Here is a 25,458-nt window from a genome sequence, read left to right as displayed (position 1 = left end):
ATTCTCTCACTTTTGGGAACGTCATTATGCCAGCTCAAATTATCGATGGTAAAACCATTGCTGCCACTGTACGTCAGGCCGTCAAACAACAAGTAAAAGAACGTGTTAACTCCGGGCTGCGAGCACCAGGCCTGGCGGTTGTCTTAGTTGGGAGCGATGCAGCTTCCGAAGTTTATGTAGGAAACAAACGGCGAGCTTGTGAAGATGTCGGTTTTCGCTCCTTTGACTATGACTTACCGGCAACGACAACCCAGCAGGAACTTGAAGAGCTAATTGAAAAGTTAAACAACGACACTGCTGTCGATGGCATCTTAGTTCAGCTGCCTCTACCGGCGGGCCTTGATGCTACTCCGATATTAGAACGAATTCGTCCTGACAAAGATGTCGACGGCTTCCACCCTTTTAATGTCGGACGTTTATCGCAACGCATTCCAGCTCTACGCCCCTGCACGCCCAAAGGCATTATGACCTTACTGGAGCACACAAAAGTTGATCTGCATGGGTTAAATGCGGTTGTCGTTGGTGCATCTAACATTGTTGGCCGACCAATGAGCCTGGAGCTCCTTTTAGCAGGTGCTACAACGACAGTTTGTCACAGGTTTACCAGTGACCTCTCTGAACACGTTAAAAGAGCAGATATTTTAGTTGTAGCGGTAGGTAAGCATGAATTCATTCCGGGGGAATGGGTTAAGCCCGGAGCTATCGTTATTGATGTTGGTATGAATCGATTACCTGATGGTCGTTTAACCGGTGATATTGAGTTCCAGACAGCCTCTGAAAAAGCCGGCTGGATAACGCCTGTTCCGGGAGGTGTGGGGCCAATGACCGTAGCTTCACTCATTGAAAATACCTTACAAGCCTGCGTTGACTACCACGATATTCGCTAGTTTACTTTCGATAGCCGCTTAGCATTGAATGCTGAGCGGTATTCGATAACGCCCATAGAGGTTTATTGAACACCCGGCTGCGCGTTGCGCAGTAACGCGCTGCTTTAGAGTCGGACAGTAAGGTTTGAGTCGCAGATAAAAACTCGCCGGCAATAGGAATATCAAGGGGCAGGCACCAATAGGTTTCAATAACCAATACCCTTGCCTGGTGCCATTGTTCGCTACCCTCGTTACTGGCACGGGCGTGGTAGTGGTCAACTGAAATCTCCAATACCTCAGTCTTTAGCTCATCGTCCCAGCGCCAATCGGCAAATTCGCGAAAATCCTCAACCGTAGGCGACAAGACTTTTAGTTGACCAAATTGTGCGTAATGAAGTCGCTGCTCAACCAAAGCTTCAGTTACAGCGACCATTTTGTTGTCAGTACTGAGTTGCGGTTTAAGCCCCGCCATTCCCGCAGCTAACGTGTTAACCATGGCATTGTGACTGCCGTTATTAATGCTACCCGCGCGCACAGCATACTGATTAGCAACCGTTAGAGTTTGCTGCCCCCACCAGATAATCAGTGCCTGAACGAAAGTAAAAACAGCGGCCACAATAACCGGCCATACGATTAACAGCTCGATACCGGCTTGTCCGGATTGTTTTCGCAGCGTTTTGCCCGGCTTAAATAAAGAAAAACCCGCTGCCGGAAAGGCAGCGGGAAATGTTATGCCCAAGCGAGACAATAACATGGGACCTCCATGTCCAGTGTGCTGTGTCCTTCATTAGACACGCAACTATGTTAGTCCAGCAGGTTTTGATTCACCATTGGCAAAGTGACCCTTTGCCCGTAAGTCATTAACTACTTGTCCTGTACTTGCCACTTCCCATCTCGGAAAAATGCTTTCCAGCCAGTTTGTTTCTTCTTAATTTCGGTCACCACGTATTGTTCTTTGTTTTTGCGCGAAAAGCGAACAATAGCATCATTACCGTCCTCGTCTTCCTGCGGAGCCTCCGCCAGATACTTGAACTTTTCCGGTAACCGGTCTTTAAACTGAGCAAGTTCTTTTACGGTAACAGCACGGGTCTCCCGTGACTTAGGGAAAGTATTAGCTGACAAGAAAATACCTGACGCACCGTCCCGTAAAACAAAATAAGCATCGGACTCTTCACAGGGTAACTCCGGCAATGGGACCGGATCTTCTTTAGGTGGCGCAGGTTCCCCGCTACGCAACAACTTACGGGTATTTTTGCAGTCACTGTTGGTACAACCAAAGTACTTACCAAAACGTCCATTTTTTAGCTGCATTTCCGAGCCGCATTTATCACACTCGATAGTTGGACCGTCGTATCCTTTAATCCGGAACGTGCCCTCTTCAACCAATTGGCCGTCGCAAGTTGGATTGTTACCGCAAACATGCAGCCTGCGCTTTTCGTCAATAAGATAGCTATCCATCGCTGTCCCGCATTTAGGGCAGCGCTTTTTCGCTCTAAGCGCTTCGGTTTCACGTTCTTCTTCGTCAGTTACCTCAACCGCTTCTTCACCCGGCGTCAGGTTCAGTGTTTTAGTACAGCGTTCCTTTGGCGGCAGGTTGTAACCTGAACAGCCCAGAAAAACTCCGGTTGAAGCGGTTCTTATCCCCATTTTTCGACCACATTCAGGACAGTCAATATCGGTCAGAACAAGACTGTTCTCACGCATACCACCTTCAGTAGGTTCCAGTTCAGCTTTTTCCAGCCGCTCTTTAAAGTCCGCATAAAACTTATCGAGGGTTTCTTTCCAGTCACGCTTCCCGGCAGCAATATCATCCAATGCCTGTTCCATTTCTGCCGTAAAGTTGTAATTCATTAGTTCGGTGAAGTTCTCAACAAGTCGGTCATTGACAATTTCACCCATTTTTTCAGCAAAGAATCGACGGCTCTCTACCCGAACATAGCCTCTGTCCTGAATAGTAGAAATAATCGACGCGTAAGTCGACGGGCGACCAATACCGCGTTTTTCCAGCTCTTTAACCAAAGACGCCTCACCATAGCGAGCCGGTGGCTTGGTAAAATGTTGCTCTGGAAGCAGTTGTTCCAGTTTCAATGCATCGCCTTTTTTTACGTCCGGCAGATTATCATCGCCTTCTTTCTTGCTGCTAGCCGGAGGCATCACCTTAGTCCAACCGGCAAAGCGCATAACCCGTCCGCGCGCTTTTAATTCGAAATCACCCGCAGTGGCAGTTAAGGTCGTACTGTCATAGCGTGCCGGAACCATCTGGCAAGCAACGAATTGACGCCAAATAAGCTCATACAAACGTTGAGCATCACGCTCAACTGAAGATAAGGATTCTGACTTCACCTTCACATCTGACGGGCGAATAGCCTCGTGGGCTTCTTGTGCGTTGCTTTTAGCACCATAGCGAGTCGGGCTTTCCGGCAAATAGTTCTTACCAAAGTCTTTTGCTATTAAGTCACGGCAGGCATCAACCGCTTCAGCACTCAAATTGGTTGAGTCAGTACGCATATAAGTAATGTGACCGGCTTCATAAAGACGCTGAGCCATCATCATCGTCTTCTTCACACCAAAGCCTAACCTGGTACTGGCCGCCTGCTGAAGTGTTGAAGTAATGAACGGTGCGCTGGGTTTGCTCGACGTGGGCTTGTCTTCACGGCCGGTAATTTCGTAACCTGAACCCTTCAATAACGCCAATGCAGCATCGGTTTCTTCTTTATTAGCCGGGCGAAAGTTTTTTCCCGCCTGCTTCATTACCTGCATACGCAGAGAGTCTTCCGATGGCGTCATTAAATCCGCATGAACATCCCAATACTCTTCCGGAACAAAGGCTTTTATTTCGCGCTCGCGTTCAACCACCAGACGCACAGCAACTGACTGCACACGGCCTGCCGACAACCCACGGGCAATTTTCTTCCACAATAACGGAGAAACCATAAAGCCGACCACACGGTCAAGAAAACGGCGAGTCTGCTGCGCATTGACCCGGTCCGTATTCAACTCTGCGGGGTGCTCAAAAGCTTCCTGAATGGCTTTTTTGGTAATTTCGTTAAACACAACGCGTTTATAGCGGGAATCGTCACCACCGATAAGTTCCCGCAGGTGCCAGGCAATTGCCTCTCCCTCGCGGTCCAAATCCGTTGCGAGGATAATTTCCTCAGACTTTTTCGCTAACTGTTTTAACTCTTTAACGACTTTTTCTTTACCCTGCAGAACTTCGTAGTGAGCTTCCCAATCATTTTCCGGGTCAACTCCCATACGAGCAATTAACCGCTTGTAGTCCCGTTCTTTCTGATATTTAGCTTTTGCATCCGGGGACATCTTCCGGACTTCAGCTGCCGGTTTGCTTTTGATTGTCTCAGTAGCTCGGGTAGGTAGATCACGGACATGACCAACACTGGACTTAACGACAAAGTCCTTACCTAAATATTTATTAATCGTTTTGGCTTTTGCCGGAGACTCGACAATGACGAGCGATTTTGCCATAGAATAATCGTTCTCTTGTTGTAGATGACCGTGTATATACGTGCTAACAGTAACAATTACAAGTGCAATTGCTCATTAGCGACCTTTTTTAGGTATATCGGTTATCGTCAGCAGAAACAACCATAACTCGAGTATTTGATAAAAATTCGCACAAGTTAGATAAACAGTCAGATTTATGCGAACGGGCTTAAACGCCAGAAAAATAAAGGCTTTCAAGGCGGTTTTAAAACAGTATAATGACACCTTAGTTTACATTATCAGGTGCACAACACGTGCAGGGAGTATCGAAAAGTGAGCATGCAACACTTCGAAGTCAACTACGACGGTTTGGTCGGACCTACTCATAATTACGCTGGATTGTCGTTCGGTAATGTTGCCTCTTTGGCCAACGCTAAAGCCTCATCCAGTCCTAAAAGCGCTGCCCTGCAAGGCCTGAAAAAAATGAAAGCACTGCACGATATGGGAATGAAGCAGGGAGTACTCGCTCCTCAGGAACGCCCGGATATTTTTGCTTTGCGGCGCCTGGGCTTTACCGGGACTGATGCCGAAGTGTTACATAAAGCAGCAACCGAAGCTCCGGCTATTTTCCAGGCCGTTTGCTCTGCTTCCAGTATGTGGACCGCCAATGCTGCGACCGTTTCGCCAAGTGCAGACACCGCTAACGGTAAAGTACACTTTACCCCGGCTAACCTGACCAATAAGTTTCACCGCTCATTAGAGCCACAGACCAGCGGTCGTATCCTGCAAGCGATGTTCAACAATAGCCGCTACTTCGAGCACCATACACATTTACCCGACAACGAGCACTTTGGCGATGAAGGTGCGGCCAATCACACTCGTTTGTGTCGCGAGTATGGTCACGCCGGAGTCGAACTCTTTGTCTATGGCCGTTATGCCTTTGACAGTTCTAAACCAGCGCCCAAACGCTTTCCGGCAAGACAGACCTTAGAAGCCTCTCAGGCCATTGCTCGCTTGCACGGTCTGAGCGAAGATAATACCGTTTATATTCAGCAGAACCCTGACGTAATTGACCAAGGAGTTTTCCATAACGATGTCATTGCCGTCGGCAACCAAAACGTACTGTTCTATCATGAGCAGGCTTTTGCCGATACAGAAGCGAAATTGGCCGAAATTCAGCGTAAGTTCGGTGATAACCCACTACATTTCATTAAAGTGGGTACTGAACAGGTAAGTATTCAGGACGCCGTTAGTACGTATTTATTCAATACCCAGCTCATCACACCGCCCGATGGCCAAATGACAATCATCGCGCCAACAGAGTGTCAGGAGAACGACAGTGTCAGATCGTATCTGGAACAGTTGACTCAAAACAGTGACAGCCCCATTAAGCGGGTTGAATTTTTTGATGTGAAGCAGAGCATGAGAAATGGTGGCGGACCCGCCTGTCTGCGTTTACGAGTTGCATTGAACGATGAAGAACTCGCCGGGGCTAACCAGAATTGTTTAATGTCTGATAAATTATTCAGTCGTTTAAATCAGTGGGTAGAAAAGCACTATCGCGATGAGTTGGCTGTTGATGATTTACGCGATCCGGCATTATTAGAAGAATCGCGTTCAGCTCTGGATGAACTGACTCAAATTCTTAAGTTAGGCTCGGTTTACCCTTTCCAGCAAGACTGAGCAATTACTGACTCAGCCTTGCTGTTAGGCTGAGTCAGTCGTTATCGTTATGCAGCTCAAGGTTAGCGTCTTCTGAGCCGTCACGCTCAGATCTGGCAACGTCGTTACGAGCTGCATGAAGACGATCTAGATATTCCTGGCTAACATCTCCGGTTACATACTCACCGCTAAACACCGATGTTTCAAAACGCTTTATTGAGCGATTCTCTGCACCAACTGCATCTATCAAGTCATCAAGATCTTGATAAATGAGTCCATCTGCTTTGATCATGTCGCGAATCTCTATTGCTTCACGTCCATGACCAATAAGCTCATTGGCACTTGGCATATCAATACCATAAACATTCGGGAAACGAATTTCCGGAGCTGCTGATGCGAAATAAACCTTTTTGGCACCAGCCTCGCGAGCCATTTCGATAATCTGCTCAGAGGTTGTTCCGCGAACAATAGAGTCATCAACCAGCAAAACATTCTTACCGCGGAATTCAGCGCTAATAGCATTCAATTTACGGCGTACTGACTTACGTCGCTGAGTCTGCCCCGGCATGATAAAAGTACGACCAATATAACGGTTCTTCACAAACCCCTGACGGTACGGTAAATCCATAACATTGGCTATCTCCAGTGCAATATCACAGCTGGTTTCAGGAATTGGGATAACCACATCAATGTCTAAATCTGCGTAGTCCCGTTTCAGTTTTTCGCCCAGCTTACGCCCCATATTGACACGAGAGGCATACACCGAAATCCCATCAATAAATGAATCGGGGCGTGCAAAGTAAACGTACTCAAAAATACAAGGGCAATGCATGGGTTTGTCGGCACACTGGCGCGAGTATAGTTTACCGTCATTCGTAATATAAATAGCCTCGCCCGGCTCGACATCACGCACATACTTAAAACCAGTACCGTCAATTGCAACACTCTCAGACGCGACAATATATTCCTCGCCATCTTCCGTGTCGCGTTTACCCAGTGCCAGAGGACGAATTCCCCATGGGTCGCGAAACGCAACCATACCGTGGCCGAGAATCATAGCGACTACGGCATAGGCTCCACGAACCTGACGATGGACCGCTGTCATAGTGCGGAAAACGTCTTCTTCGTTCAGTGTTAAACTTTCGTTCTTATCTAACTCGTTGGCAAATACGTTAAGCAAAATCTCTGAGTCAGACGTGGTATTAATATGGCGACGAGCTGTTTGGAACAAATGTTCCTGAACATCGTTAGCGTTGGTCAGGTTACCATTGTGTGCCATGGCAATACCGAAAGGCGAGTTAACATAGAATGGCTGCGCTTCGGCAGAGCTTGAGCTACCGGCGGTGGGATAGCGTACATGACCAATACCGACATTACCTGCCAAGCGGTGCATGTGGCGTGTATGGAACACATCGCGTACCAAGCCGTTGGCCTTTCTTAAGCGTAAAGTGCAATGCTCATCAACTGTCATAATACCAGCAGCGTCCTGGCCACGATGTTGAAGCATAGTTAACCCGTCATAAAGCGCTTGGTTAACAGCCTGCTTACCAACAATACCAACAATACCACACATGTCTTTTCACCTTTTTATACAGGTTGAGGGACTAAAAAACTGGAGCTGTTTTCCAGATAACTGAAAAACCACTGAATAAATACACCGAAGTGAGGAATTAATAGAGACTCCTTCCACCATTCACTGGAAGATAATGTGGTAAAGGAATCAATAAAAAATAATAAAGCGCTGACAATTAATACACCGCGTAACGCACCAAAAACCAGACCGAGAACCCGGTCAGTTCCGGATAGGCCCGTGTGATGAACTAATTGAGAAAGAATGTAGTTAATAATTGCGCCCAGAATAAGAGTCGCTACAAACAATGCAGCTATTGCAGCGGCATTTCTTACAAGAGGATCGCCAATTTCGGTAAAGTATACTGCCAGATCGAGATAAAACTGACTCGCGATAAAAAAGGCTGAAATCCAGATGGCCAGAGACACGGCTTCTTTAACAAAGCCCCTTACCAGACTGATCAGCGTTGAAAGGCCGATGACAATTATAATGGCATAGTCAATCCAGAGCATAATGACTCACAATTGCTGCGCAAAAGACGCGGTGGATTTTAACAGAATGTGCCTGAGAATGTGATTTTCTTTTCACATATATTGCAAAAATCATGGCCGATAAGTAATTACCTTACCTTGCAGCCCCGTGAGTTCCTTCAGCGGACCTAATTGCTTTTCAAGCTCCGTCTTTGATGTATCCGGACCAACTAAAACACGGCTAATTGAGCCATCAGACGCCTTCTGCGAGTATGCCGAAAAGCCTTTTTCCAGTAACTGGGAGATCAAACGTTTAACACTGTCCTCGTTACTAAATGCCCCCAACTGGATAACCCAGGCTTTACCGTCAGCCGCATACTCAGCAGGCTCACGTGGCGGAGCCTGGGCATCACTGCTCTCGTTAATGGGCTCAGCTGAATCCGCAGTCTTTTCTGCTTCAGGAAGAGATTCTTTAACGGTTACCGGCTCTGACACGGTCTTATCCGATAAGGTTTCCGGTTTTTGAAGCTCTTCCTCAATGGTCGGCTTCAACGGAATGGTTTCCATTGGCTCAACCGGGTCTGCCTTCTCACCATCCAATATATCGGGAATAATAATGACGGCTAACGCCACCAATATCAGAGTGCCAACAAGACGATTCTGCAGAGGACTGGACAAAGCTCAAGCTCCTTTTAAATGCGCGGTAATTCTCGCTACAGTGTAAAACGAGCCGAAGCCGAAAACCAGAGCTTTACCATTATTTGCCTGGTATTGCTCCGCCGCCTGGACAGCCTCGCAAAATGCATGCTCAACCGAGTCAAATAAGTGACAAGATTCATTAGGTAGTTTGGCTTTAACCGCCAATTGCCCGGATGTTTCGCCACGAGGCTCCGACAGAGACCCTAAATACCAGTCGCAAACTCTGGAATTCAAAGCTTTAGCGACACCACTATGGTCTTTATCACTTAACATACCAACGACAGCAAACACTTTATGCTTTGGATAAAACTTGTCGAGATACTGGCAGGCATAAGCAGCAGCCTGAGGGTTATGTGCAACATCCAACAATATCTCGCAGTTTTTATGGAAGTCTGTTTGCATTCTTCCCGGAAGCGCGGCCTTAGCTATGCCTTCTCGTATTGCCGATAACGTAACCGGCAAGGGTAACTGCTCGATAGCGGCAATTGCAGTTGAGGCATTGATAATAGGTAACTTAGGCAAAGGTAAATCGTTTAACTGGGTGTGCTGACTACGGTAACTCCAGCTATCCGCCTTTTCATTACGATGAAAGTCCCTGCCGACCTGCCACAACTTAGCACCAACGCTCGCTGCCGTTTCAGCAATGCTTGCTGTAGGACTGGCTTCACCACAAATTAATGGTTTATCCGTTCTCGCTATACCTGCTTTTTCACGCCCTATTTGCTCTCGATTATTACCAAGAAATGCAATGTGATCGATACCGATACTGGTAATTACTGCAACATCAGCATCGACACAATTCACAGCGTCAAGCCGTCCGCCTAAGCCGACTTCAAGAATAACCACATCGGGTTTATTCGCTTTCATGAGCCATAACGCAGCCAGCGTACCAAACTCAAAATAGGTTAAAGAGGTGTTCTTACGCGCTTTTTCAATGACCGCAAAAGCTTCGGTATGTGCAGAGTTTGTCAGTTCCTGACCATTAATACGAACCCGTTCGCGATACTCTACGATATGTGGCGACGTGTAGACGCCAGTGGTGTAGCCAGCTGTCTGTAGAATAGTCTCGAGGTAACAAACCGTCGAGCCTTTTCCGTTAGTGCCACTGACCGTAATAACCAAAGGCGCTGGCTCAAGTACATCGGCACTCGCTGCAACCCTGGCCACACGCTCAAGTCCCATGTCGATGCTTTGGGGATGGATGCTTTCAAGATAAGTCAGCCATTCCTGCAGCGACGCTGACGCTGCAGGGGCAGATAGCGGTCCGGCAGTCATTATTTGCTTACACTGACTTCCGACGTTTCAGTAGATGGCAGGTTCTGCATTTTCGCCAACAATCGAGCGACTGTGTCACGCATGTTACGGCGATCGACAATCATATCAATGGCTCCATGCTCTAATAGGAATTCAGCACGCTGGAATCCCTCAGGTAACGTCTGGCGGACGGTCTGCTCAATAACTCTCGGACCAGCAAAACCAATAAGTGCTTTAGGTTCCGCAATGTGAATATCGCCTAGCATAGCAAGGCTTGCAGAAACTCCACCCATCGTCGGGTCTGTCAGCACAGAAATAAAGGGAATACCCTCTTCACTCATACGTGCCAGCGCTGCCGATGTTTTCGCCATTTGCATTAATGACATCAGAGCTTCCTGCATACGAGCGCCACCCGATGCAGAAAAACAAACTAACGGGATGCGGTGCTTAAGGCTAACTTCCGCAGCCTGAACAAACTTAGCACCAACAACTGATGCCATAGAACCGCCCATAAAGTTAAAGTCAAAGGCGACAGCAACTAAAGGAACACCTTTTACGGTTCCTTTTTCCGCAATGAGTGCGTCATTTTCGCCCGTGCTTTTTTGTGCTGCAGAAATACGGTCTTTGTATTTTTTAGAGTCTTTAAAACGTAAAACGTCTTTCGGCTCTAAATCAGTGCCAATTTCTTCGCGGTTGTCGTTATCTAAAAAAATGTCCAACCGACTGCGGCCAGTAACCCGCATATGGTGATCACATTTCGGGCAGACATTAAGGCTACGCTCTAAATCCGCCTTATAAATAATGTTGTCGCAGGCAGTACACTTACTCCAGACGCCCTCTGGAACACCCCGACGTTTGTTAATTTTTGGCTTCGCAAGAATTCTTTCTATCCAGCTCATACTATTCCGCCCAAAGGCTATTATTAGTCAATGTGATGTAGCTTACATGGTACCACAAATGGATCAAGCAAAGAGGTCATAACAGTGGCCTTAGTCGCCTAACCATAAAGGTCCCGGGGGAACCTGAGGTATATTATAGCTCTCAGGATAGGTAACTTCGACCAAATATAACCCTCCGGGCTTCGCCGTTGCCGCCGCTTTGGTCCTGTCTTTTTGTCGTAGTAACTCTGCAAGCCACTCAGGTGGCTGTTCGTGCTGCCCAACTACAATTAGGCTTCCCACAATATTTCGGACCATATGGTGTAAAAAGGCGTTAGCCTTTATATCAATAATTATATAGTCGCCGCGGCGCTCTACCGTTAAGTCCGTCACCTTTCGAAAGGGCGTGTGAGACTGACAATGTGAGGCACGAAATGTGGTAAAGTCATGCTCACCAATAATGGCTGGTGCAGCGGCCTGCATAGCTTTTTCGTCAAGTGGTTGATGATAATGACTAACGCCAAACGAATGGATTCCGGGACGAAAACGCGTGTTGGCAATAATGTATCGATACCGCCGCGAAGTAGCACTAAAACGAGCGCTAAACTCACTATCGACCTCTTGAGCCCAGCGTACTGCTATCCCTGCAGGTAAATTACTATTTACGCCCAGTGTCCAGGCTGGCTCCGCCCGGGGGACCGGAATATCAAAATGCACAACCTGCCCTGTTGCATGAACACCCGCGTCGGTTCTTCCGGCGCAAGTTACTTCAATGGGCGCATCGGCTATTTTACTGACAGCGTGTTCTACGCATTGTTGGACACTAATAACTTCACGTTGACGTTGCCAACCATAATAGCGGCTGCCATCGTATTCCAGGCATAAGGCCATTCGCATACTGCTTAATCCTACGAATCGAGTTTTTGTTTCAACGCGTCGGCCTCTTTCGCCAGCGCTTCATCGTCACCTTCTGCTAATTGCTGAAGAATTTCCCGAGCTTCATCTTCTTCACCCATTTCGATATAGGCTCTGGCTAAATCCAGCTGAGCTGAGGGATCATCATCCTCAGGAGCATTTTCAGCATCACCCGATTCATCATCGGGTAATACGTCTTTAACCGCAGACGACTGATAACGATCGGTATCTTCTTCCTCTTCGTCAGCTTCGGCCATCAAAGAATCTATATCAACAAAGTCCTCGTCGTCTTTTGCGCTAAACGAGTCGACCTCTTCACTCTCATCACTTTCTTCGCTCGAACCGAACAGTGACTCTAACTCTTTATCGGCTTCATCTTCCGCTTCATCAAGCTCGGCATCGTCCTCAGGAACTTCCTCTTCTAAGTCATCCAGCTCGTCCAGTGACTGAGTTAATTCATCCGACTCCTGAAGCAATTGCTCCAGGTCATCTTCTTCCTGCTCTTGCGGTTCTTCCTCGGTTCTCTCGTCAGGCTCTAGCGCTTCTGCTGACTGCTCTGCCGCTTCCAGTTCAGATTCATCAATCTCATTCTGAGTGGGTTCTTCACCTTTTTCTGTCTCATTCTCAGCTAAGCCTAAATCGGCTAAAACGTCATCGACTCCGCTATCATCAAAGTCATCCGGCAATAAATCATCACTTTCGTCGTCCGCGTCGCTTTTCTCCGCCGCTTCCTCTGTTACCGACTCATCACCTGTATCGGTCTCTTGCGGAGCATTATCAGCAAGAATATCGTCAATATCATCGGTAGCGTCCTGCTCAGCCTTTTCCTCATCAGGTTCATCTTCACTGACCGCTGAGTCTGCTTGTGCATCTTCTGGCTGCTCAGCCGCTTCCGGTTTTTCTTCTTCCTCATCATTAACAGAGAGGTCTATTGCCTGTTCGTCATCATCACCGGCCTCGCCAAACAGACGATCCAGTTCATCCTGAGAGAGCTCTCCGGCATCATCATCATCGTCAGGCAATACCGCTTGATCATCTTCATCTAAATCTTCATCGACGGTTTCTTTCGGCTCAGGCTTTTTCTGTTCCGGTTCACTGTCTTCATCATCGAGACGGACGCTAAAGTCGGTTTCGTCTGCATCCGAAGACTGTCCGGTTAATTCTGCTTCTAAAGCACTAAGATCGTCACCATCATCATCGGAGGTGTCCTCACCGTCGATATCGAACAGACCATCAGTACTGTCTTTAGGCACATCACCCAATAATTCTTTATCCAGCTCGGCAGCAGCTTCTTCCTCGGTCAACTCCTTGTTAGAACTCTGCTCTTCTTCTTCCGTCGCTTTAGATTTTGACGATCGCCGTAAGAAGAAAAATACAATTAACCCAATAATAAGCAGCGCAGGCAACACCGATACCAGCAACATATTCAATGGGCTTTGTAGCCAATCAGAAAAACCAGACTCTTGTTCCGCTTCTTCCCGAGCCTGCTGCTCAAGCATTTGTCTCTGTTGAGCTAATACTTGTTGAAACTGAGCTTCTAGTTCATCAGTTTTACTTACGCTGGCAGCCAGTTCATCGAGGCGTTCCGCTAGCGCATCGATACGTTCCTGCAGCGACTGGTTTTCACCATACATGCGTTCAACAGCCTGCATAGACTGCTGAATGTCAGACTGAAGCTCTTTAAAGTTTTGTTCCTGACGTTGTTCAACTTCCTGAATCGTCTGTTCAGCTTTCTGTCGAGCTTCTTCAAGTAGTTGCTGTTGTTCGGAGCGAGTTCTCTGAGTGCTTTGCTCTGCCTCAGTAAGTTCCTGAGACTTAGTTTGCAATTGACCATCAACCACCACCTGACGACGTGCGGCTTCAGGGTTAACCATTTCAATTTCTTGCAAGGAAGGAATGCGCAGGTAGTAACCGTCAAGCATACGGTTCATATTGCCATTGACAAAGGCCTCATCGTTGGCCTGCACAATAGCAACCATCGTTTGGTATTGTGTGACACTGGAATGAGGTTTATAGCGACGGGCAATATCCCATAAGGTATCAGATCTGGTAATAGGTCCATAGCGCTCCTGACCTAAACGAACATCAGTTGCTTCAGACCCTTTGGCTCCTTTTATAACAACACCGTCCTGCCAACCTGCTGCAGCGACTGTCATGCTGCCGGACAACGCAATGGCTGCCAGCGAAAAGTATCTCAATACCTGCACTCTAATCGTTTTTCTCATTCCTTCGTCTCTGCCCGCGCTTTGCTCTTATCTTTAACGGCGTTAGTTTAAAAAACTTTATGACATACAGCCGGTTAAATTACCAGTAATCACGAATTAAAGTTTCGGCAATTTGTATGCTGTTCGTTGCTGCACCCTTGCGGATGTTATCAGACACAACCCACAAATTAAGACCATTTGGATGGCTAATGTCTTCTCTGACCCGCCCTACAAACACATCGTCGTTTCCAGCGGCATTACCGACCTGTGTCGGAAACTCCTCTCTTTGCTCCATCAGAGTTACACCCGGAGCTTCACTTAACAGCTGCTTTGCATGTTCGGCAGTAATTGGCTGGCGTGTCTCAATATGGATAGCTTCTGCATGCCCAAAAAATACTGGAACTCTGACCGCCGTTGGATTGACTCTAATGCTGGGGTCATTAAAAATCTTTTGCGTTTCCCACACCATTTTCATTTCTTCTTTGGTGTAGTCATTGTCCTGAAAAACATCAATTTGAGGAATGCAGTTAAAAGCAATTTGACGGCTGAAATTAGCAACTGTCGGTTGCTTTCCGTTTAACAGCTCTGCTGTTTGCTTTGCAAGTTCTTCCATCGCCTCTTTGCCGGCACCCGATACTGACTGATAGGTGCTGACGTTAATACGTTCAATACCCACCGCGTCGTGAATCGGTTTAAGTGCGACCATCATCTGAATGGTCGAGCAGTTCGGATTTGCAATAATATTACGATTCCTGAAGTCGGCTAACGCCCAGGCGTTAACTTCCGGTACCACTAAAGGAATATCTGGTTCGTAGCGAAACTCGGAAGTATTATCGATAACAACACAACCTGCCTCAGCGGCTTTCGGTGCAAACTCACGGGAAATAGATCCTCCCGCAGAGAAAAATGCGATATCGGCGTTAGACCAGTCAAACTCGGTAGCGTCTAATACTTCGATTTCTTCACCGTTAAAGTCAACGGTCGCGCCAGCTGAACGAGCGCTAGCTAAAGGAAAAAGCTCTGCCACCGGGAATTTTCGTTCAGCCAGAATTTCTATCATTTGCTGGCCCACTAAACCTGTTGCACCTAATACCGCAACGCGAAACCCATGTGACATGCTGACTCCTTACTTAAGCAATTGCCGGGCGCGAAAGCCCAACTGTAAAAACTGTATGTATTGCTCGCTATTATGGCATGTAACCACCTGATTAATGAACTCTCTGCGCGGGCTTTCTTTGCGATAATTACGTCGCAAACTGTCAAACCCATCTCGCGTTAGTCCATGAAGGCGGAAATTTTTATCATCTTCGTGGATGTTAAAATGCTCTTTTACCCAGGAGTTAAAGCTCTCTGGAGACGTTAACATCGCCGCATCAAGTTCCGGCCAGTCAATCTTAGGTAACACATCTGCTAACTCTTTATTAGCCGGCATTTCAAAATGCGCTAACAAAGCGTTTGCTATCATAACCGCTCCTCCCACTTTTCCTTCCAGGCTATGCCCGGCAATATGGGGAGTCGCTATATCAATATAAGGGACTAAATCCGCCAATACATCGGGTTCATTTTCCCAAACATCCAATGCAATTGAAGGACGCTCTCCCTGAACGACACGATCCAATAAGGCTTTATTGTCTATTACCGCACCCCGACTGGCATTCACAAGTAACTGCTCTGAATGCAGCGACTGCAGTGCCGTACTCTCAAATAGATGCCGAGTGGGAAAGTCGCCATCATTGGTTAAGGGAACATGACAGGAGATAATATCTGCGGTTAGCACTCTCTGCCAGTGGTCATGTACAAACTTAACACCCTTTTTACAAAGCGGCGGATCATAATAATGAACATTAAACCCCAAAGCCTGAAGTCTTTTCCCCGCCGCTCTTCCTGTATGACCGGCTCCGACGATAGCAACGTCTATTTCATCGACGGAATACACAGGTTTATGACTTAACCAGTCGAGAACCACGCAAAGAACATATTCACCAACTGACTGTGCATTAGCGCCAGGAGCATGCGCAAAAGCAATCCCTCGCTCTTGTAACAGCGGAAGGTTCACGTGCTCGGTACCGATAGTGGCAGATGCAACAAACTTTAAGTAAGGGGCCTGCTCCAGAAGCTCTTTATCAACCGCTGTGACGGAACGGACTAACAGTGCATCTGCGTCTGCGAGCATCTCTTGTGACGGATTTCTTTCGGAGAAGTAAGAAAGGGTTCCCGCACCCGACAATATGTCAGACAGTGCGGGAATATTCTGGTCAGCGACGATTTTCACCGCAATAACCGGCTAAATCGCTTATTCAGAGTATTGGCGCATCACTAGCGATGCGTTCGTACCACCAAAACCAAAGCTATTGGACATGACTGTGCGCAATGGAGCTTCAGTTGGTTTCTGAATAATGTTCATACCATCGGCTTTCTCATCCAGCTCTTCAATATTGATGGAAGGCGTGACAAAGCCATGTTTCATCATCAGCAATGAGTAAATTGCTTCGTGAACACCTGCAGCCCCAAGAGCATGGCCCGTCATTGCTTTAGTAGCGCTGATCATAGGCGTTTTCTCCGGGAATACTTCGCGAATGGCTTCCAGCTCTTTGACATCTCCAACTGGAGTACTGGTACCGTGAGTGTTCAGGTAATCAACCGGAGTATCCACAGTTTCCATTGCCATCTTCATGCAGCGAACCGCACCTTCGCCCGATGGAGCAACCATGTCGAAGCCGTCTGAGGTAGCTCCGTAACCAACGATCTCGCCATAAATTTTTGCACCGCGCGCTTTTGCCGCTTCCAGCTCTTCAATAACCAGAATACCGCCACCGCCAGCAGGCACAAAGCCATCACGTCCCTGGTCGTATGTGCGCGAGGCTTTTTCAGGCGTGTCGTTGTACTTAGTACTTAACGCGCCCATCGCATCAAACTCCATGCCCAGCGTCCAGTGCAGTTCTTCACCGCCACCGGCGAAAACACGATCTTGCTTACCAAACTGGATAAGTTCCAGCGCATGACCAATACAATGAGCAGAGGTTGCACAAGCAGAACTTATTGAATAGTTAACACCTTTTATCTTAAAAGGTGTAGCCAGGCATGCAGAGGTGGTTGACGCCATGCAACGAGGAACCATGTAAGGCCCCACTTTTTTCACACCGCGTTCGCGTAAAAGATCGGCCGCTGCTACCTGATGTTCACCTGATGCGCCACCAGAACCGACAACCAGTCCGGTACGAGGATGCGATACCTGCTCTTCTGTCAGGCCTGCATCTTCGATGGCCTGAGCCATTGCAATGTAGGCATAAGCAGCTGAATCTCCCATGAAACGCAACGCTTTGCGATCAATATGGTCTTTAGGGTCTAACTTGACCTCACCCCATACCTGACAGCGCAAGCCCATTTCTGCAAAAGATTCTGAGCGCGTAATACCGGATTTCCCGATACGCAATGATTCCAGCACTTCTTCTTGATTGTTACCGATGCTTGATACAATACCAAGTCCGGTGATAACAGCTCTTCTCATTCTTTAGTCCTGTCTGACATTTCTACGTCGATATATTAACCAACGTCGTGTATGAATGTGGTCTGCTTTGTCCACTGTTGTTCGTAAAGTTGTTATTATAGCGACCATTAACTGATAAATCATGGGATAGCCACTTGAATTCTAATTCATCGGTCCAGTTTAACGAGCAAGGTGTACCAGTTTCCACCACTTTCGATGATATTTACTTTTCTGTCGATAACGGCGTTGACGAGAGTCAATACGTATTCCTTGCTCAAAACGGATTACCCGACCGTTGGCAGACACTCTCTGCCCATGGCTGCTTTACCATTGCGGAAACGGGCTTCGGTACCGGACTTAACTTTTTGCTCACCTGGCAACGTTTTCTGGAGCACGCTCCCAGTGACACCCGGCTGCATTTTGTCAGCTTTGAAAAGTATCCTTTGTCGCGTAGCCAGCTTAATCAAGCTTACCAGTTACTGAAGCCTGTAGCAGAGGTGAGTAGTGAATTTCTCAAACACTACCCGGCACCCGATCCTGGTTGTCATCGCCTTATCCTATCACAAGGCCGGGTCATTCTGGATCTATGGATTGGCGATATTAATGAGTTATTGCCCCAGTGGCTCCCTCAGGCGCAACAAAAAGTTGACGCTTGGTTCCTGGATGGGTTTGCACCAGCTAAAAACCCGGAAATGTGGCAGCACAGCCTCTACGAAGCCATGAGCCAGGCATCTTACAGTAAAACCACCTTTGCTACTTTTACTGCCGCAGGCAGTGTCAGACGAGCGTTGCAGCAGGCCGGCTTTTTAGTATCAAAAGTTCCTGGCTTTGGCCGTAAAAGAGAAATGCTTTGTGGTCAGTACTCCGAGTCAAATAAACTCAAACGCAGCGACAGGCGTAACGTCACTATTATCGGGGGCGGAATAAGTGCTGCCTGCACAGCTCTTGCTCTGACTCGTCGGGGAGTTGACGTTAAAGTGATTAGTCCTGACATAGCTGATGGCGCTTCCGGAAACCCTCAAGGTGCTGTTTATCCGCTTTTACATGCTGAACACACGCCGCTCAGCCGGTTTTACTGGCAGGCTTTTTCTACAGCGACAAGTTTTTATCAGACTTTTTGTAGCGAAAACTGGTTTCCAACTGGCGTCATGCAGCCTGCTTTTAATGAGCAAAGGAAAACGCGTTACCAGCGTATAGCCGATAATCTCTACGCAAAAGAGTCAGTGAACTACCTGCAGCCGGCCGAAGCAGGAGAAAAAGCCGGAGTGCCCTTGGGCGTACCCGCCCTACTTTACCCTAAGGCCGGCTGGTTAAGGCCTGAGGCCGTGGTTAAAAGCCTTTTTAAAGCGGCGGGCGTCGAGTTAGTCAAAGCCAAAGCCGTATCACTAAAACAAACAGATAATAAAGACTGGAACGTTTTGCTCGATAACGGAGAGTCGCTGTCAGCGGAGCGAGTTGTGATTGCCACCGGGCACCACGTTAATTCGCTGCTGCCACAAGGCATTGAGGCATTACCTATTCAGCCTGTCCGAGGACAAGTCAGCCTAGTTCAAACCACCAGCAAGCTTTCATCATTAAAGGCTGTATTATGCTTTAAGGGCTATTTAGTGCCTGCTGATAAAGAGCACCACTGCGTTGGCGCAACCTTTAGCCGCAATAATGACAGCCTGGCGACCAAAGCCGAAGATAACGAAGAGAATATAAGACAATTGACGGAGAATGCTCAGCAGCCTTGGGCAGAATCATTAGACGTTAAAACGGCAAGAGTCTCAGTCAGAGCAACAAGCCCCGATCATCAGCCTGTTGCAGGGGCTCTCAGCGATAACTTATACATATTGACGGGGCTTGGCTCTCGAGGATTTACCTCTGCCCCTGTGCTGGGCGAGATGCTTGCCTGTCAATTGACCGAAGAGCTAATGCCGCTTACCGAAAGTGCTTTACGCCGCATCTCCGCTCGTCGCTTTCAGAGCTAGTTTATCCAGTACACTGTTGATATGAGCCTGATCCGCCGGGGATAACTCATGGCGGGTTTTGTAAACTGCTTCACGCAATGCAGGCATGACCTTATCCGGCTCTGTCTCGCCGGACATCTCTAACTGGGCAACCACTAAATCAAAGTGACCACGTAAATAACCGCAAGCGAAAAGTTCATCATCAGTACCCGAAACAACCGCCTCATCAAAGACCGATTCAAGTCGCTCCACTAATTGATCAAAGTTCATACTGCCCCTCATTTGAAGCTTTCCCCGGAAACAAAGGCGCTCATTCTAACGGTCTTTTTGTTACAATGCATCCGCATCAAAGACTCAACGCATGACAGAGGTGTTTATTATGTCCCTGGAAATTGGCTTGTTTTATGGTTCTACCACCTGCTATACCGAAATTGCCGCGGAAAAAATTCAACAAGCCATAGGCGAAGACATTGTTCAGCTGTTTGATATAAAAGACACACCGCTAAAAGAAGCTGAACAATTTGATATCCTGATTTTTGGTATTTCCACCTGGGACTTCGGCGAGCTTCAGGAAGACTGGGAAAGCCACTGGGACGACATTAACGATGTTGACCTGCGCGGCAAAGTTGTTGCGCTATACGGTATGGGTGATCAGGAAGGTTATACCGACTGGTTTCAGGATGCTCTGGGCATGCTACACGATGCTATTGCTGATCACGGCTGTAAACGAATTGGTTTTTGGCCTAATCAGGGCTACGAATTTGCTGCTTCCAAAGCATTAACCGCAGATAACACCCAGTTCGTCGGTTTATCACTAGATGAAGACTCACAATATGAGCTATCAGATGATCGTATCGAACAATGGACGACGCAAATATTAGAAGAAATTGCTGAACAACTAGGATAATAACAATGCAAAGCTTTCTTTCCAAAACCTTGTTACTGCTAACGCTGCTCGTGTCAGCCAGCGTTCTGGCTGACACTGAGAAAACAACCATTGAAAAATTCACGTCGTCGTTTGACGAGCAACAGGGATTTTTTACTTTCTATCACGACGAGGCCAAAGGTAAGTTTTATCTGGAAGTCCCCAAAAGCGATAGACAATTTATTCTTCAAACCAGTCTTCCCTGGGGGCTGGGCTCTAATGATATTGGTTTAGACAGAGGCCAGCTCGGTGAAACCCGACTGGCGTCTTTTCATATTGAGGGCAGTACTGCTTTACTGCTTCAGCACAATACTCAGTTCCGGGCGCAAACTCGTAACCCGGCAGAACGCAATAGTGTCCAGCAGGCTTTTGCCGGTTCAGTACTTCATGGTTTCGATATTGTCGCCAGTAATAACGAAAATGTTTTAATTGATTACACGCCCTATTTGCTGACTGATGTGCATGGTGTTAGTAAGCGCTTACAGCAAACAGAACAAGGGCAATTTAAAGCCGATGTGAGTCGCTCAGTTGTTTACCCTGAACGCAGTAAAGCCTTTGTCGAGAATACCGAACTCGAAGCCAAAGTGACTTTTGTCGGCGACGGTAAAGGACAATGGGTCAATCAGGTAGCAGCTAACGCCGACGCCATTTCACTTCACCTTCATCATTCCTTTATTAAACTGCCCGATACTGCTTATCAACCCAGAAACTTTCACCCAAACAGTGGTTTTTGGGCGCACAGTTTTAAAGATTATGCAGCCCCTCTTGGTGAGTCGATGACCGTGCAGTACATTCCTCGTCACCGACTCAATAAAGAAGACCCGATTGCGTCACAAAGCCAGGCACGCGAGCCAATTATTTATTACTTGGATCCGGGAGCCCCTGAGCCGGTAAAAACAGCTTTACTTGAAGGAGCTCGCTGGTGGGCTGAAGGCTTTGAAGAACTCGGTTATGACAACGCCTTTCAGGTAAAAGTATTGCCCGACGACGCCGACCCAATGGACGTTCGCTATAACGTTATTCAGTGGGTTCACAGAGCGACCCGCGGCTGGTCTTATGGTTCGTCGGTGATTGACCCACGCACCGGCGAGATCATTAAAGGTCATGTCACCTTAGGTTCTCTGCGTGTTCGTCAGGACATGAAAATTGCTGAAGGCTTGCTGACCCCTTTTATTAACGACGCCGGTGAATTGAAAGAAGCTGTGCAAAAAATGGCTTTAGCGCGTATTCGCCAACTAAGCGCGCACGAAATCGGTCACACTCTGGGAATCGCTCATAACTTTGCTGCAAGTACATCAAACAGAGCATCGGTTATGGACTACCCGCACCCATTAGTTAACCTAACTACCGATGGTACGTTAAGTTTGAATGACGCTTATACGGAAGGTTTAGGTATTTGGGACAAACAAGTACTGGCCTACGGTTACAGTGACTTTGGCGGCATGCCTTCATCAACGGAGCAGCTAACACGTATTCTGGAAAAGAATAAAGCGCTTAACCTTAGCTTCATTTCTGATCAAGACGCGCGCCCGGCGGGAGGCGCACATCCGCTTGCTCATTTATGGGACAACGGCAGCGACCCGGTAACAGAGCTAGAGCGTCTGTTGTCCGTTCGCGCGCAAGTGCTGGATAACTTCAGTAAGGATATGCTGCGTCCGGACCAACCTTTAAGTCAGCTACAAGCCACTTTTGTGCCTATCTACCTGTTACACCGTTACCAGGTAGAGGCTGCGGTAAAATGGCTAGGCGGTGTTAACTACCGTTATTACATGGCAGATGATGCGGCAGATGACTACCAGCCGGTTAGTGCATCCAGACAACAAAGTGTATTGAAGCAACTGCTCAGAACGATTCAGGCAGACAATCTGCGCGTGCCCTCACATGTTAAGCAATGGCTGGTTCCGGCAGCCTATGGCGAGAGTTCTTCGCGTGAGTACTTTGATGGTAAAACCGGGCTTATACCAGATACCGTAAGTATGGCAGCAAGTGCCGCTGATCATAGCCTACAACTAATGCTTAACAGTCAACGTCTGAACAGGCTGACTCAGCAACACGCAGAAAACGATCGGGTTCCGTCACCTGCACAGCTTATGTCAGAAGTTTTTAATACCGTTTTCAACGACTGGGAAAATGCTCAAAATCAACCACTACAGCAACGTCTGTTAACGACAGCAATAAATGCTGAGGTGCGGGCGATAAAAAGCTCCGGTTTAGCGGCAGAGACTCGTTTAGCGATGCGCGCTCAACTTGCTGAACAGCAAAAGCAGTTGGCTGAATCCGGTTCGTTGTTAATCCGGCAGCTGGCAGGTGATTTAGAGACGTTCTTAACTGACGCTGAATGGCCTGAACAATACGAACCCGAAGCACTACCTCCGGGCTCGCCAATCTAACGAAAATACCAGGGCCGCTTAAAGCGGCTCTGGCATATCATCTAACTGATCTTTGGTTTTTCCATGCGGCGTTGGTTGACGTGTTTCCGGATCAATGTGAACGAAAACAATATCGTCAGCAGTACAAATGTTTTGCTTCGTGTGTTTATTTCGAACCAGACAGGTAATAGCTAAAGACGTACGCCCTACCGATTTAACCTGCAGACCGAATTCAACAACATCGCCCTGAAACGCAGAGGTTTCAAAAGTTATAGCGCCAATATGTTTCGTTACTAAGCTTTTCGCCTCTAACTGGCAGCTGGCAAAAATATAAGCTTCCTCATCAATCCATTCTAAAATACGGCCCCCAAACAACGAACCAGCAAAGTTCAAATCATTTGGCATAACCAGTCGGCGGGATAAAAAGCGCATAGTCACTCCTTGTTAGTGGAAGGTATGTACATATTATAACCTATTGTTCGCCAATGGTTTGTTGAAAAAATTGGGCAATCATTGAATATAAATGGATTTTTGTATTACGCCCGTTAATAGAGTGCTTTTTACCCGGGTAGTTCATCATTTCAAACGACTGAGCGTTGTCCTGCAACTGCTTATACAGTTTTGTGCTGTGAGTAAACAGAACATTGTCATCTGCCATGCCATGATAAATCAACAAGTCACCTTTTAGGTCCTTACTGTAAGGAAAAACCGATGAGTTCTCATAAGCGTTACCTTCATCCGGCATGCCCATAAAACGTTCGGTGTAATGCGTGTCATACAACCGCCAGTCGGTTACTGGCGCGCCAGCAACCCCGGCTTTGAAATGCTCAGGAGCTTTAAACATAGCAAGCAACGACATATAGCCCCCGTAACTATGACCGTAAATACCAATACGCTCTGCATCCACAAAAGGTAAGTTGGTCAAATACTCCACTCCGGTAACCTGGTCTTCAATCTCCGGACCACCCATGTTTTTATAAATAGGCGCTTCAAAACTCTTTCCACGGTTTGCTGAACCCCTATTGTCCAGAGTAAATACAATAAACCCCTGTTGGGCCATATACTGGACAAACTCACTGCCCCAGCTCTTAGTTACTCTCTGTGCGCCCGGACCTCCATAAACGTACACAAGCACGGGATATTTTTTCTCTGCATCAAAGTCGCTGGGTTTCGTCATTTTGTAATAGAGCGTTTGTCCATCCGAGGCTTCCAGCTCACCAAACTCAGGGTAACGCCAATTTCTCAAGTAAGGAGACAGTGGATGGTCTTCTGTAATCTTATTCTCGGACAGCCATGCCAGATGATTCCCGGTTGGGCCGTGTAAACTCACCTGCTTAGGCTGCTGAGGCGATGAATACGTATCCAGGTAAGAGCGAGCGTCTGAGGAAAATTCAATATCATGCATTCCTTCACGCTCAGTAATACGTGTGGGATTTGCCGCTGAGCTCGAATTTAACTGCGACCGGTACAAATGAGATTCAAGCGGAGATTCTTTGCGGGCAGTATAATAAAGCGCACCTGTACTCTCATCAACGGCTTCCAATTCGTCCACCTGCCAATCGCCGGAACTCAGCTGACGAATTAGCGAGCCATCCAGACGATAGAGATAAAGGTGCTTGTGACCGCTACGCTCTGAAGCCCAAATAAAGTGCTTATTGTCTTCTAAGAAGTGCAAGTCGTTATGAAGATTCACCCAACTATCCGACGTTTCTGTCAGAAGTTCTCTCTCACTTTTCTCCTGGCGATTATAAATGAGCAAATTCAGCTCTTGCTGATTACGACTTTGCCACTGATAGCTTAAGTGCTGACTATCACCAACCCATTTCACTCTGGCTAAATAGCCATCTCCCAGCCTATTCAACTCTAACCAATCGGTTTTTCTGTCTTTAATTCGATAAATACCTAAATCAATATCGACGTTATCGCTTCCGGCAAAAGGGTAACGTTGCTGTATCGTCTCGATTCTGTCGGCGTAAATCTCACTTCGAGTTGCCAAGGGTACCGGACTTTCATCAACTTTAGTGAGTGCAATGGCCGACTCGTCGGGCGACCACCAGTACCCTGTCATTCGCTTCATTTCTTCCTGAGCAACAAACTCAGCCATACCAAACTTGATAGTACCGCCGCCCTCGGTTGTAACAGCCTGCTCCTCACCGCTGGCTATATCCACAAAATACAGGTTCTGTTCACGAATATAAGAAATGTAATTCCCCTCTGGAGAGAATTTTACATCCGTTTCAAAAGCCTCAGTTTTTGTCATTTTCCGGGTTTCTGATTTACCCGGCTGGTGATAAAAGACATCGCCGTTATAAGGGAACAACAAGGCATCGCCTTCAGCTGACCAACTGTACTCAATGATGCCGCTGCCACTAACACGCTGACGTTCACGCCTTGCTTTTTCTTCATCAGACAATTCAACTTCATCTGTTGCCAACTGGTCAGCTGAAACTAACAGCTGATGTTTTTCAGCTTCAATGTCGTACAACCAAAGATCGTAACGCTGAGGGTTCTCCTCACTGCCTTTTAAGTAAGAAAGGTATTTTCCTCCCGGCGCAAACTTAAGCGCTCGGGGCGTTTCGCCAGCTAAAGGCGAACCACTAAAAATACGTTCAATAGTTAAGTCATTAGCTGAAACTGACAGGCTGAAAATACTAAAAAGGACAACAGCAACCGCCTGAACTTGGCGATTAAGTATAAAAGGCATGGTTATCAATCCGGTTGTTAGTCTACTGTTATTCATACTAACAAAATTCAGAATAAAAATGG

General features: G+C 47.3%; 20 protein-coding genes. 5 read left to right on the top strand and 15 right to left on the bottom strand.

The window, feature by feature from the left end:
* The first annotated feature begins 26 nt into the window (after positions 1–26).
* Positions 27–887 carry a bifunctional methylenetetrahydrofolate dehydrogenase/methenyltetrahydrofolate cyclohydrolase FolD gene (gene folD / locus BM359_RS00730; protein ID WP_054486988.1) on the top strand — a complete coding sequence of 287 codons (861 nt, stop codon included), beginning with the start codon at positions 27–29 and terminating at the stop codon, positions 885–887.
* 1 nt (position 888) lies between these two features.
* Here the strand turns inward: folD and BM359_RS00725 are convergent, their stop codons facing one another.
* Positions 889–1,620, bottom strand: a complete 732-nt coding sequence (locus tag BM359_RS00725; protein ID WP_054486986.1) for a TadE/TadG family type IV pilus assembly protein — start codon at positions 1,618–1,620, stop codon at positions 889–891.
* Between the two features lie 110 nt (positions 1,621–1,730).
* Positions 1,731–4,349, bottom strand: coding sequence for a type I DNA topoisomerase (topA, locus tag BM359_RS00720; RefSeq protein WP_054486984.1), 2,619 nt, complete (start codon positions 4,347–4,349; stop codon positions 1,731–1,733).
* Positions 4,350–4,646: 297 nt separating this feature from the next.
* On the opposite strand from topA, the gene astB reads away from it, so the two are divergent.
* On the top strand, positions 4,647–5,990 hold the full coding sequence (gene astB / locus BM359_RS00715) for an N-succinylarginine dihydrolase (protein ID WP_054486981.1): 1,344 nt from the start codon (positions 4,647–4,649) through the stop codon (positions 5,988–5,990).
* Positions 5,991–6,024: 34 nt separating this feature from the next.
* On the opposite strand, the gene purF is transcribed toward astB, so the two are convergent.
* The 10 genes from purF to fabB all read right to left on the bottom strand — a co-directional run bounded on the left by purF (position 6,025) and on the right by fabB (position 17,467).
* Positions 6,025–7,542: an amidophosphoribosyltransferase gene (gene purF / locus BM359_RS00710; protein WP_054486979.1), complete on the bottom strand. Its 1,518-nt coding sequence runs from the start codon at positions 7,540–7,542 to the stop codon at positions 6,025–6,027.
* Positions 7,543–7,556: 14 nt separating this feature from the next.
* Positions 7,557–8,051, bottom strand: a complete 495-nt coding sequence (locus tag BM359_RS00705; RefSeq protein WP_054486977.1) for a CvpA family protein — start codon at positions 8,049–8,051, stop codon at positions 7,557–7,559.
* A gap of 90 nt (positions 8,052–8,141) precedes the next feature.
* Positions 8,142–8,687 carry an SPOR domain-containing protein gene (locus BM359_RS00700; protein ID WP_054486976.1) on the bottom strand — a complete coding sequence of 182 codons (546 nt, stop codon included), beginning with the start codon at positions 8,685–8,687 and terminating at the stop codon, positions 8,142–8,144.
* Between the two features lie 3 nt (positions 8,688–8,690).
* Positions 8,691–9,983 (bottom strand): bifunctional tetrahydrofolate synthase/dihydrofolate synthase, encoded by a 1,293-nt coding sequence (folC, locus tag BM359_RS00695; protein ID WP_054486974.1) that lies wholly within the window; start codon positions 9,981–9,983, stop codon positions 8,691–8,693.
* Complete coding sequence (gene accD, locus BM359_RS00690; protein ID WP_054486972.1) at positions 9,983–10,861, bottom strand: acetyl-CoA carboxylase, carboxyltransferase subunit beta; 879 nt, start codon at positions 10,859–10,861, stop codon at positions 9,983–9,985. The genes folC and accD overlap by 1 nt, the downstream gene beginning before the upstream one ends.
* A 90-nt stretch (positions 10,862–10,951) precedes the next feature.
* Complete coding sequence (gene truA, locus BM359_RS00685) at positions 10,952–11,737, bottom strand: tRNA pseudouridine(38-40) synthase TruA (RefSeq protein WP_054486969.1); 786 nt, start codon at positions 11,735–11,737, stop codon at positions 10,952–10,954.
* Between the two features lie 11 nt (positions 11,738–11,748).
* Positions 11,749–13,980: a FimV/HubP family polar landmark protein gene (locus tag BM359_RS00680; RefSeq protein WP_054486967.1), complete on the bottom strand. Its 2,232-nt coding sequence runs from the start codon at positions 13,978–13,980 to the stop codon at positions 11,749–11,751.
* 79 nt (positions 13,981–14,059) lie between these two features.
* Positions 14,060–15,076 (bottom strand): aspartate-semialdehyde dehydrogenase, encoded by a 1,017-nt coding sequence (locus BM359_RS00675; RefSeq protein ID WP_054486965.1) that lies wholly within the window; start codon positions 15,074–15,076, stop codon positions 14,060–14,062.
* 9 nt (positions 15,077–15,085) lie between these two features.
* Complete coding sequence (locus BM359_RS00670) at positions 15,086–16,231, bottom strand: 4-phosphoerythronate dehydrogenase (protein WP_054486962.1); 1,146 nt, start codon at positions 16,229–16,231, stop codon at positions 15,086–15,088.
* A gap of 21 nt (positions 16,232–16,252) precedes the next feature.
* The gene (gene fabB / locus BM359_RS00665; protein WP_054486960.1) at positions 16,253–17,467 is read right to left on the bottom strand and encodes a beta-ketoacyl-ACP synthase I; all 1,215 of its coding nucleotides are present in this window, start codon (positions 17,465–17,467) and stop codon (positions 16,253–16,255) included.
* A 134-nt stretch (positions 17,468–17,601) separates the two neighbouring features.
* Between fabB and mnmC the strand changes: the two genes are divergently transcribed.
* Positions 17,602–19,419, top strand: a complete 1,818-nt coding sequence (gene mnmC, locus BM359_RS00660; RefSeq protein ID WP_054486958.1) for a bifunctional tRNA (5-methylaminomethyl-2-thiouridine)(34)-methyltransferase MnmC2/FAD-dependent 5-carboxymethylaminomethyl-2-thiouridine(34) oxidoreductase MnmC1 — start codon at positions 17,602–17,604, stop codon at positions 19,417–19,419.
* Here mnmC and BM359_RS00655 read toward each other — a convergent pair.
* Positions 19,384–19,668 carry a YfcL family protein gene (locus BM359_RS00655; RefSeq protein WP_167336994.1) on the bottom strand — a complete coding sequence of 95 codons (285 nt, stop codon included), beginning with the start codon at positions 19,666–19,668 and terminating at the stop codon, positions 19,384–19,386. The two genes, mnmC and BM359_RS00655, sit on opposite strands and share 36 nt — an antisense overlap.
* 115 nt (positions 19,669–19,783) lie before the next feature.
* On the opposite strand from BM359_RS00655, the gene fldB reads away from it, so the two are divergent.
* Together fldB and BM359_RS00645 are read left to right on the top strand one after the other, a co-directional pair.
* The gene (gene fldB / locus BM359_RS00650) at positions 19,784–20,305 is read left to right on the top strand and encodes a flavodoxin FldB (protein WP_054488477.1); all 522 of its coding nucleotides are present in this window, start codon (positions 19,784–19,786) and stop codon (positions 20,303–20,305) included.
* A gap of 5 nt (positions 20,306–20,310) precedes the next feature.
* Positions 20,311–22,713 (top strand): zinc-dependent metalloprotease, encoded by a 2,403-nt coding sequence (locus BM359_RS00645; RefSeq protein WP_054486955.1) that lies wholly within the window; start codon positions 20,311–20,313, stop codon positions 22,711–22,713.
* A gap of 18 nt (positions 22,714–22,731) precedes the next feature.
* Here the strand turns inward: BM359_RS00645 and BM359_RS00640 are convergent, their stop codons facing one another.
* On the bottom strand, positions 22,732–23,124 hold the full coding sequence (locus BM359_RS00640; RefSeq protein ID WP_054486953.1) for an acyl-CoA thioesterase: 393 nt from the start codon (positions 23,122–23,124) through the stop codon (positions 22,732–22,734).
* Between the two features lie 40 nt (positions 23,125–23,164).
* Positions 23,165–25,396, bottom strand: a complete 2,232-nt coding sequence (locus BM359_RS00635; protein ID WP_054486951.1) for a S9 family peptidase — start codon at positions 25,394–25,396, stop codon at positions 23,165–23,167.
* Between the last annotated feature and the right edge of the window lie 62 nt (positions 25,397–25,458).

The sequence above is a fragment of the Idiomarina abyssalis genome (assembly GCF_900116625.1).
GTDB lineage: Bacteria > Pseudomonadota > Gammaproteobacteria > Enterobacterales > Alteromonadaceae > Idiomarina > Idiomarina abyssalis.
Note: the sequence above shows the minus strand (reverse complement) of the source record. Positions and strands in the feature narration are given on the sequence as shown.

Excerpts from the sequence above, each read along its gene's own strand:
- folD (WP_054486988.1), top strand. The coding sequence starts at position 27 with ATGCCAGCTCAAATTATCGATGGTAAAACCATTGCTGCCACTGTACGT.
- BM359_RS00725 (WP_054486986.1), bottom strand. The coding sequence starts at position 1,620 with ATGTTATTGTCTCGCTTGGGCATAACATTTCCCGCTGCCTTTCCGGCA.
- topA (WP_054486984.1), bottom strand. The coding sequence starts at position 4,349 with ATGGCAAAATCGCTCGTCATTGTCGAGTCTCCGGCAAAAGCCAAAACG.
- astB (WP_054486981.1), top strand. The coding sequence starts at position 4,647 with ATGCAACACTTCGAAGTCAACTACGACGGTTTGGTCGGACCTACTCAT.
- purF (WP_054486979.1), bottom strand. The coding sequence starts at position 7,542 with ATGTGTGGTATTGTTGGTATTGTTGGTAAGCAGGCTGTTAACCAAGCG.
- BM359_RS00705 (WP_054486977.1), bottom strand. The coding sequence starts at position 8,051 with ATGCTCTGGATTGACTATGCCATTATAATTGTCATCGGCCTTTCAACG.
- folC (WP_054486974.1), bottom strand. The coding sequence starts at position 9,983 with ATGACTGCCGGACCGCTATCTGCCCCTGCAGCGTCAGCGTCGCTGCAG.
- accD (WP_054486972.1), bottom strand. The coding sequence starts at position 10,861 with ATGAGCTGGATAGAAAGAATTCTTGCGAAGCCAAAAATTAACAAACGT.
- truA (WP_054486969.1), bottom strand. The coding sequence starts at position 11,737 with ATGCGAATGGCCTTATGCCTGGAATACGATGGCAGCCGCTATTATGGT.
- BM359_RS00680 (WP_054486967.1), bottom strand. The coding sequence starts at position 13,980 with ATGAGAAAAACGATTAGAGTGCAGGTATTGAGATACTTTTCGCTGGCA.
- BM359_RS00675 (WP_054486965.1), bottom strand. The coding sequence starts at position 15,076 with ATGTCACATGGGTTTCGCGTTGCGGTATTAGGTGCAACAGGTTTAGTG.
- fabB (WP_054486960.1), bottom strand. The coding sequence starts at position 17,467 with ATGAGAAGAGCTGTTATCACCGGACTTGGTATTGTATCAAGCATCGGT.
- BM359_RS00655 (WP_167336994.1), bottom strand. The coding sequence starts at position 19,668 with ATGAACTTTGATCAATTAGTGGAGCGACTTGAATCGGTCTTTGATGAG.
- BM359_RS00645 (WP_054486955.1), top strand. The coding sequence starts at position 20,311 with ATGCAAAGCTTTCTTTCCAAAACCTTGTTACTGCTAACGCTGCTCGTG.
- BM359_RS00640 (WP_054486953.1), bottom strand. The coding sequence starts at position 23,124 with ATGCGCTTTTTATCCCGCCGACTGGTTATGCCAAATGATTTGAACTTT.
- BM359_RS00635 (WP_054486951.1), bottom strand. The coding sequence starts at position 25,396 with ATGCCTTTTATACTTAATCGCCAAGTTCAGGCGGTTGCTGTTGTCCTT.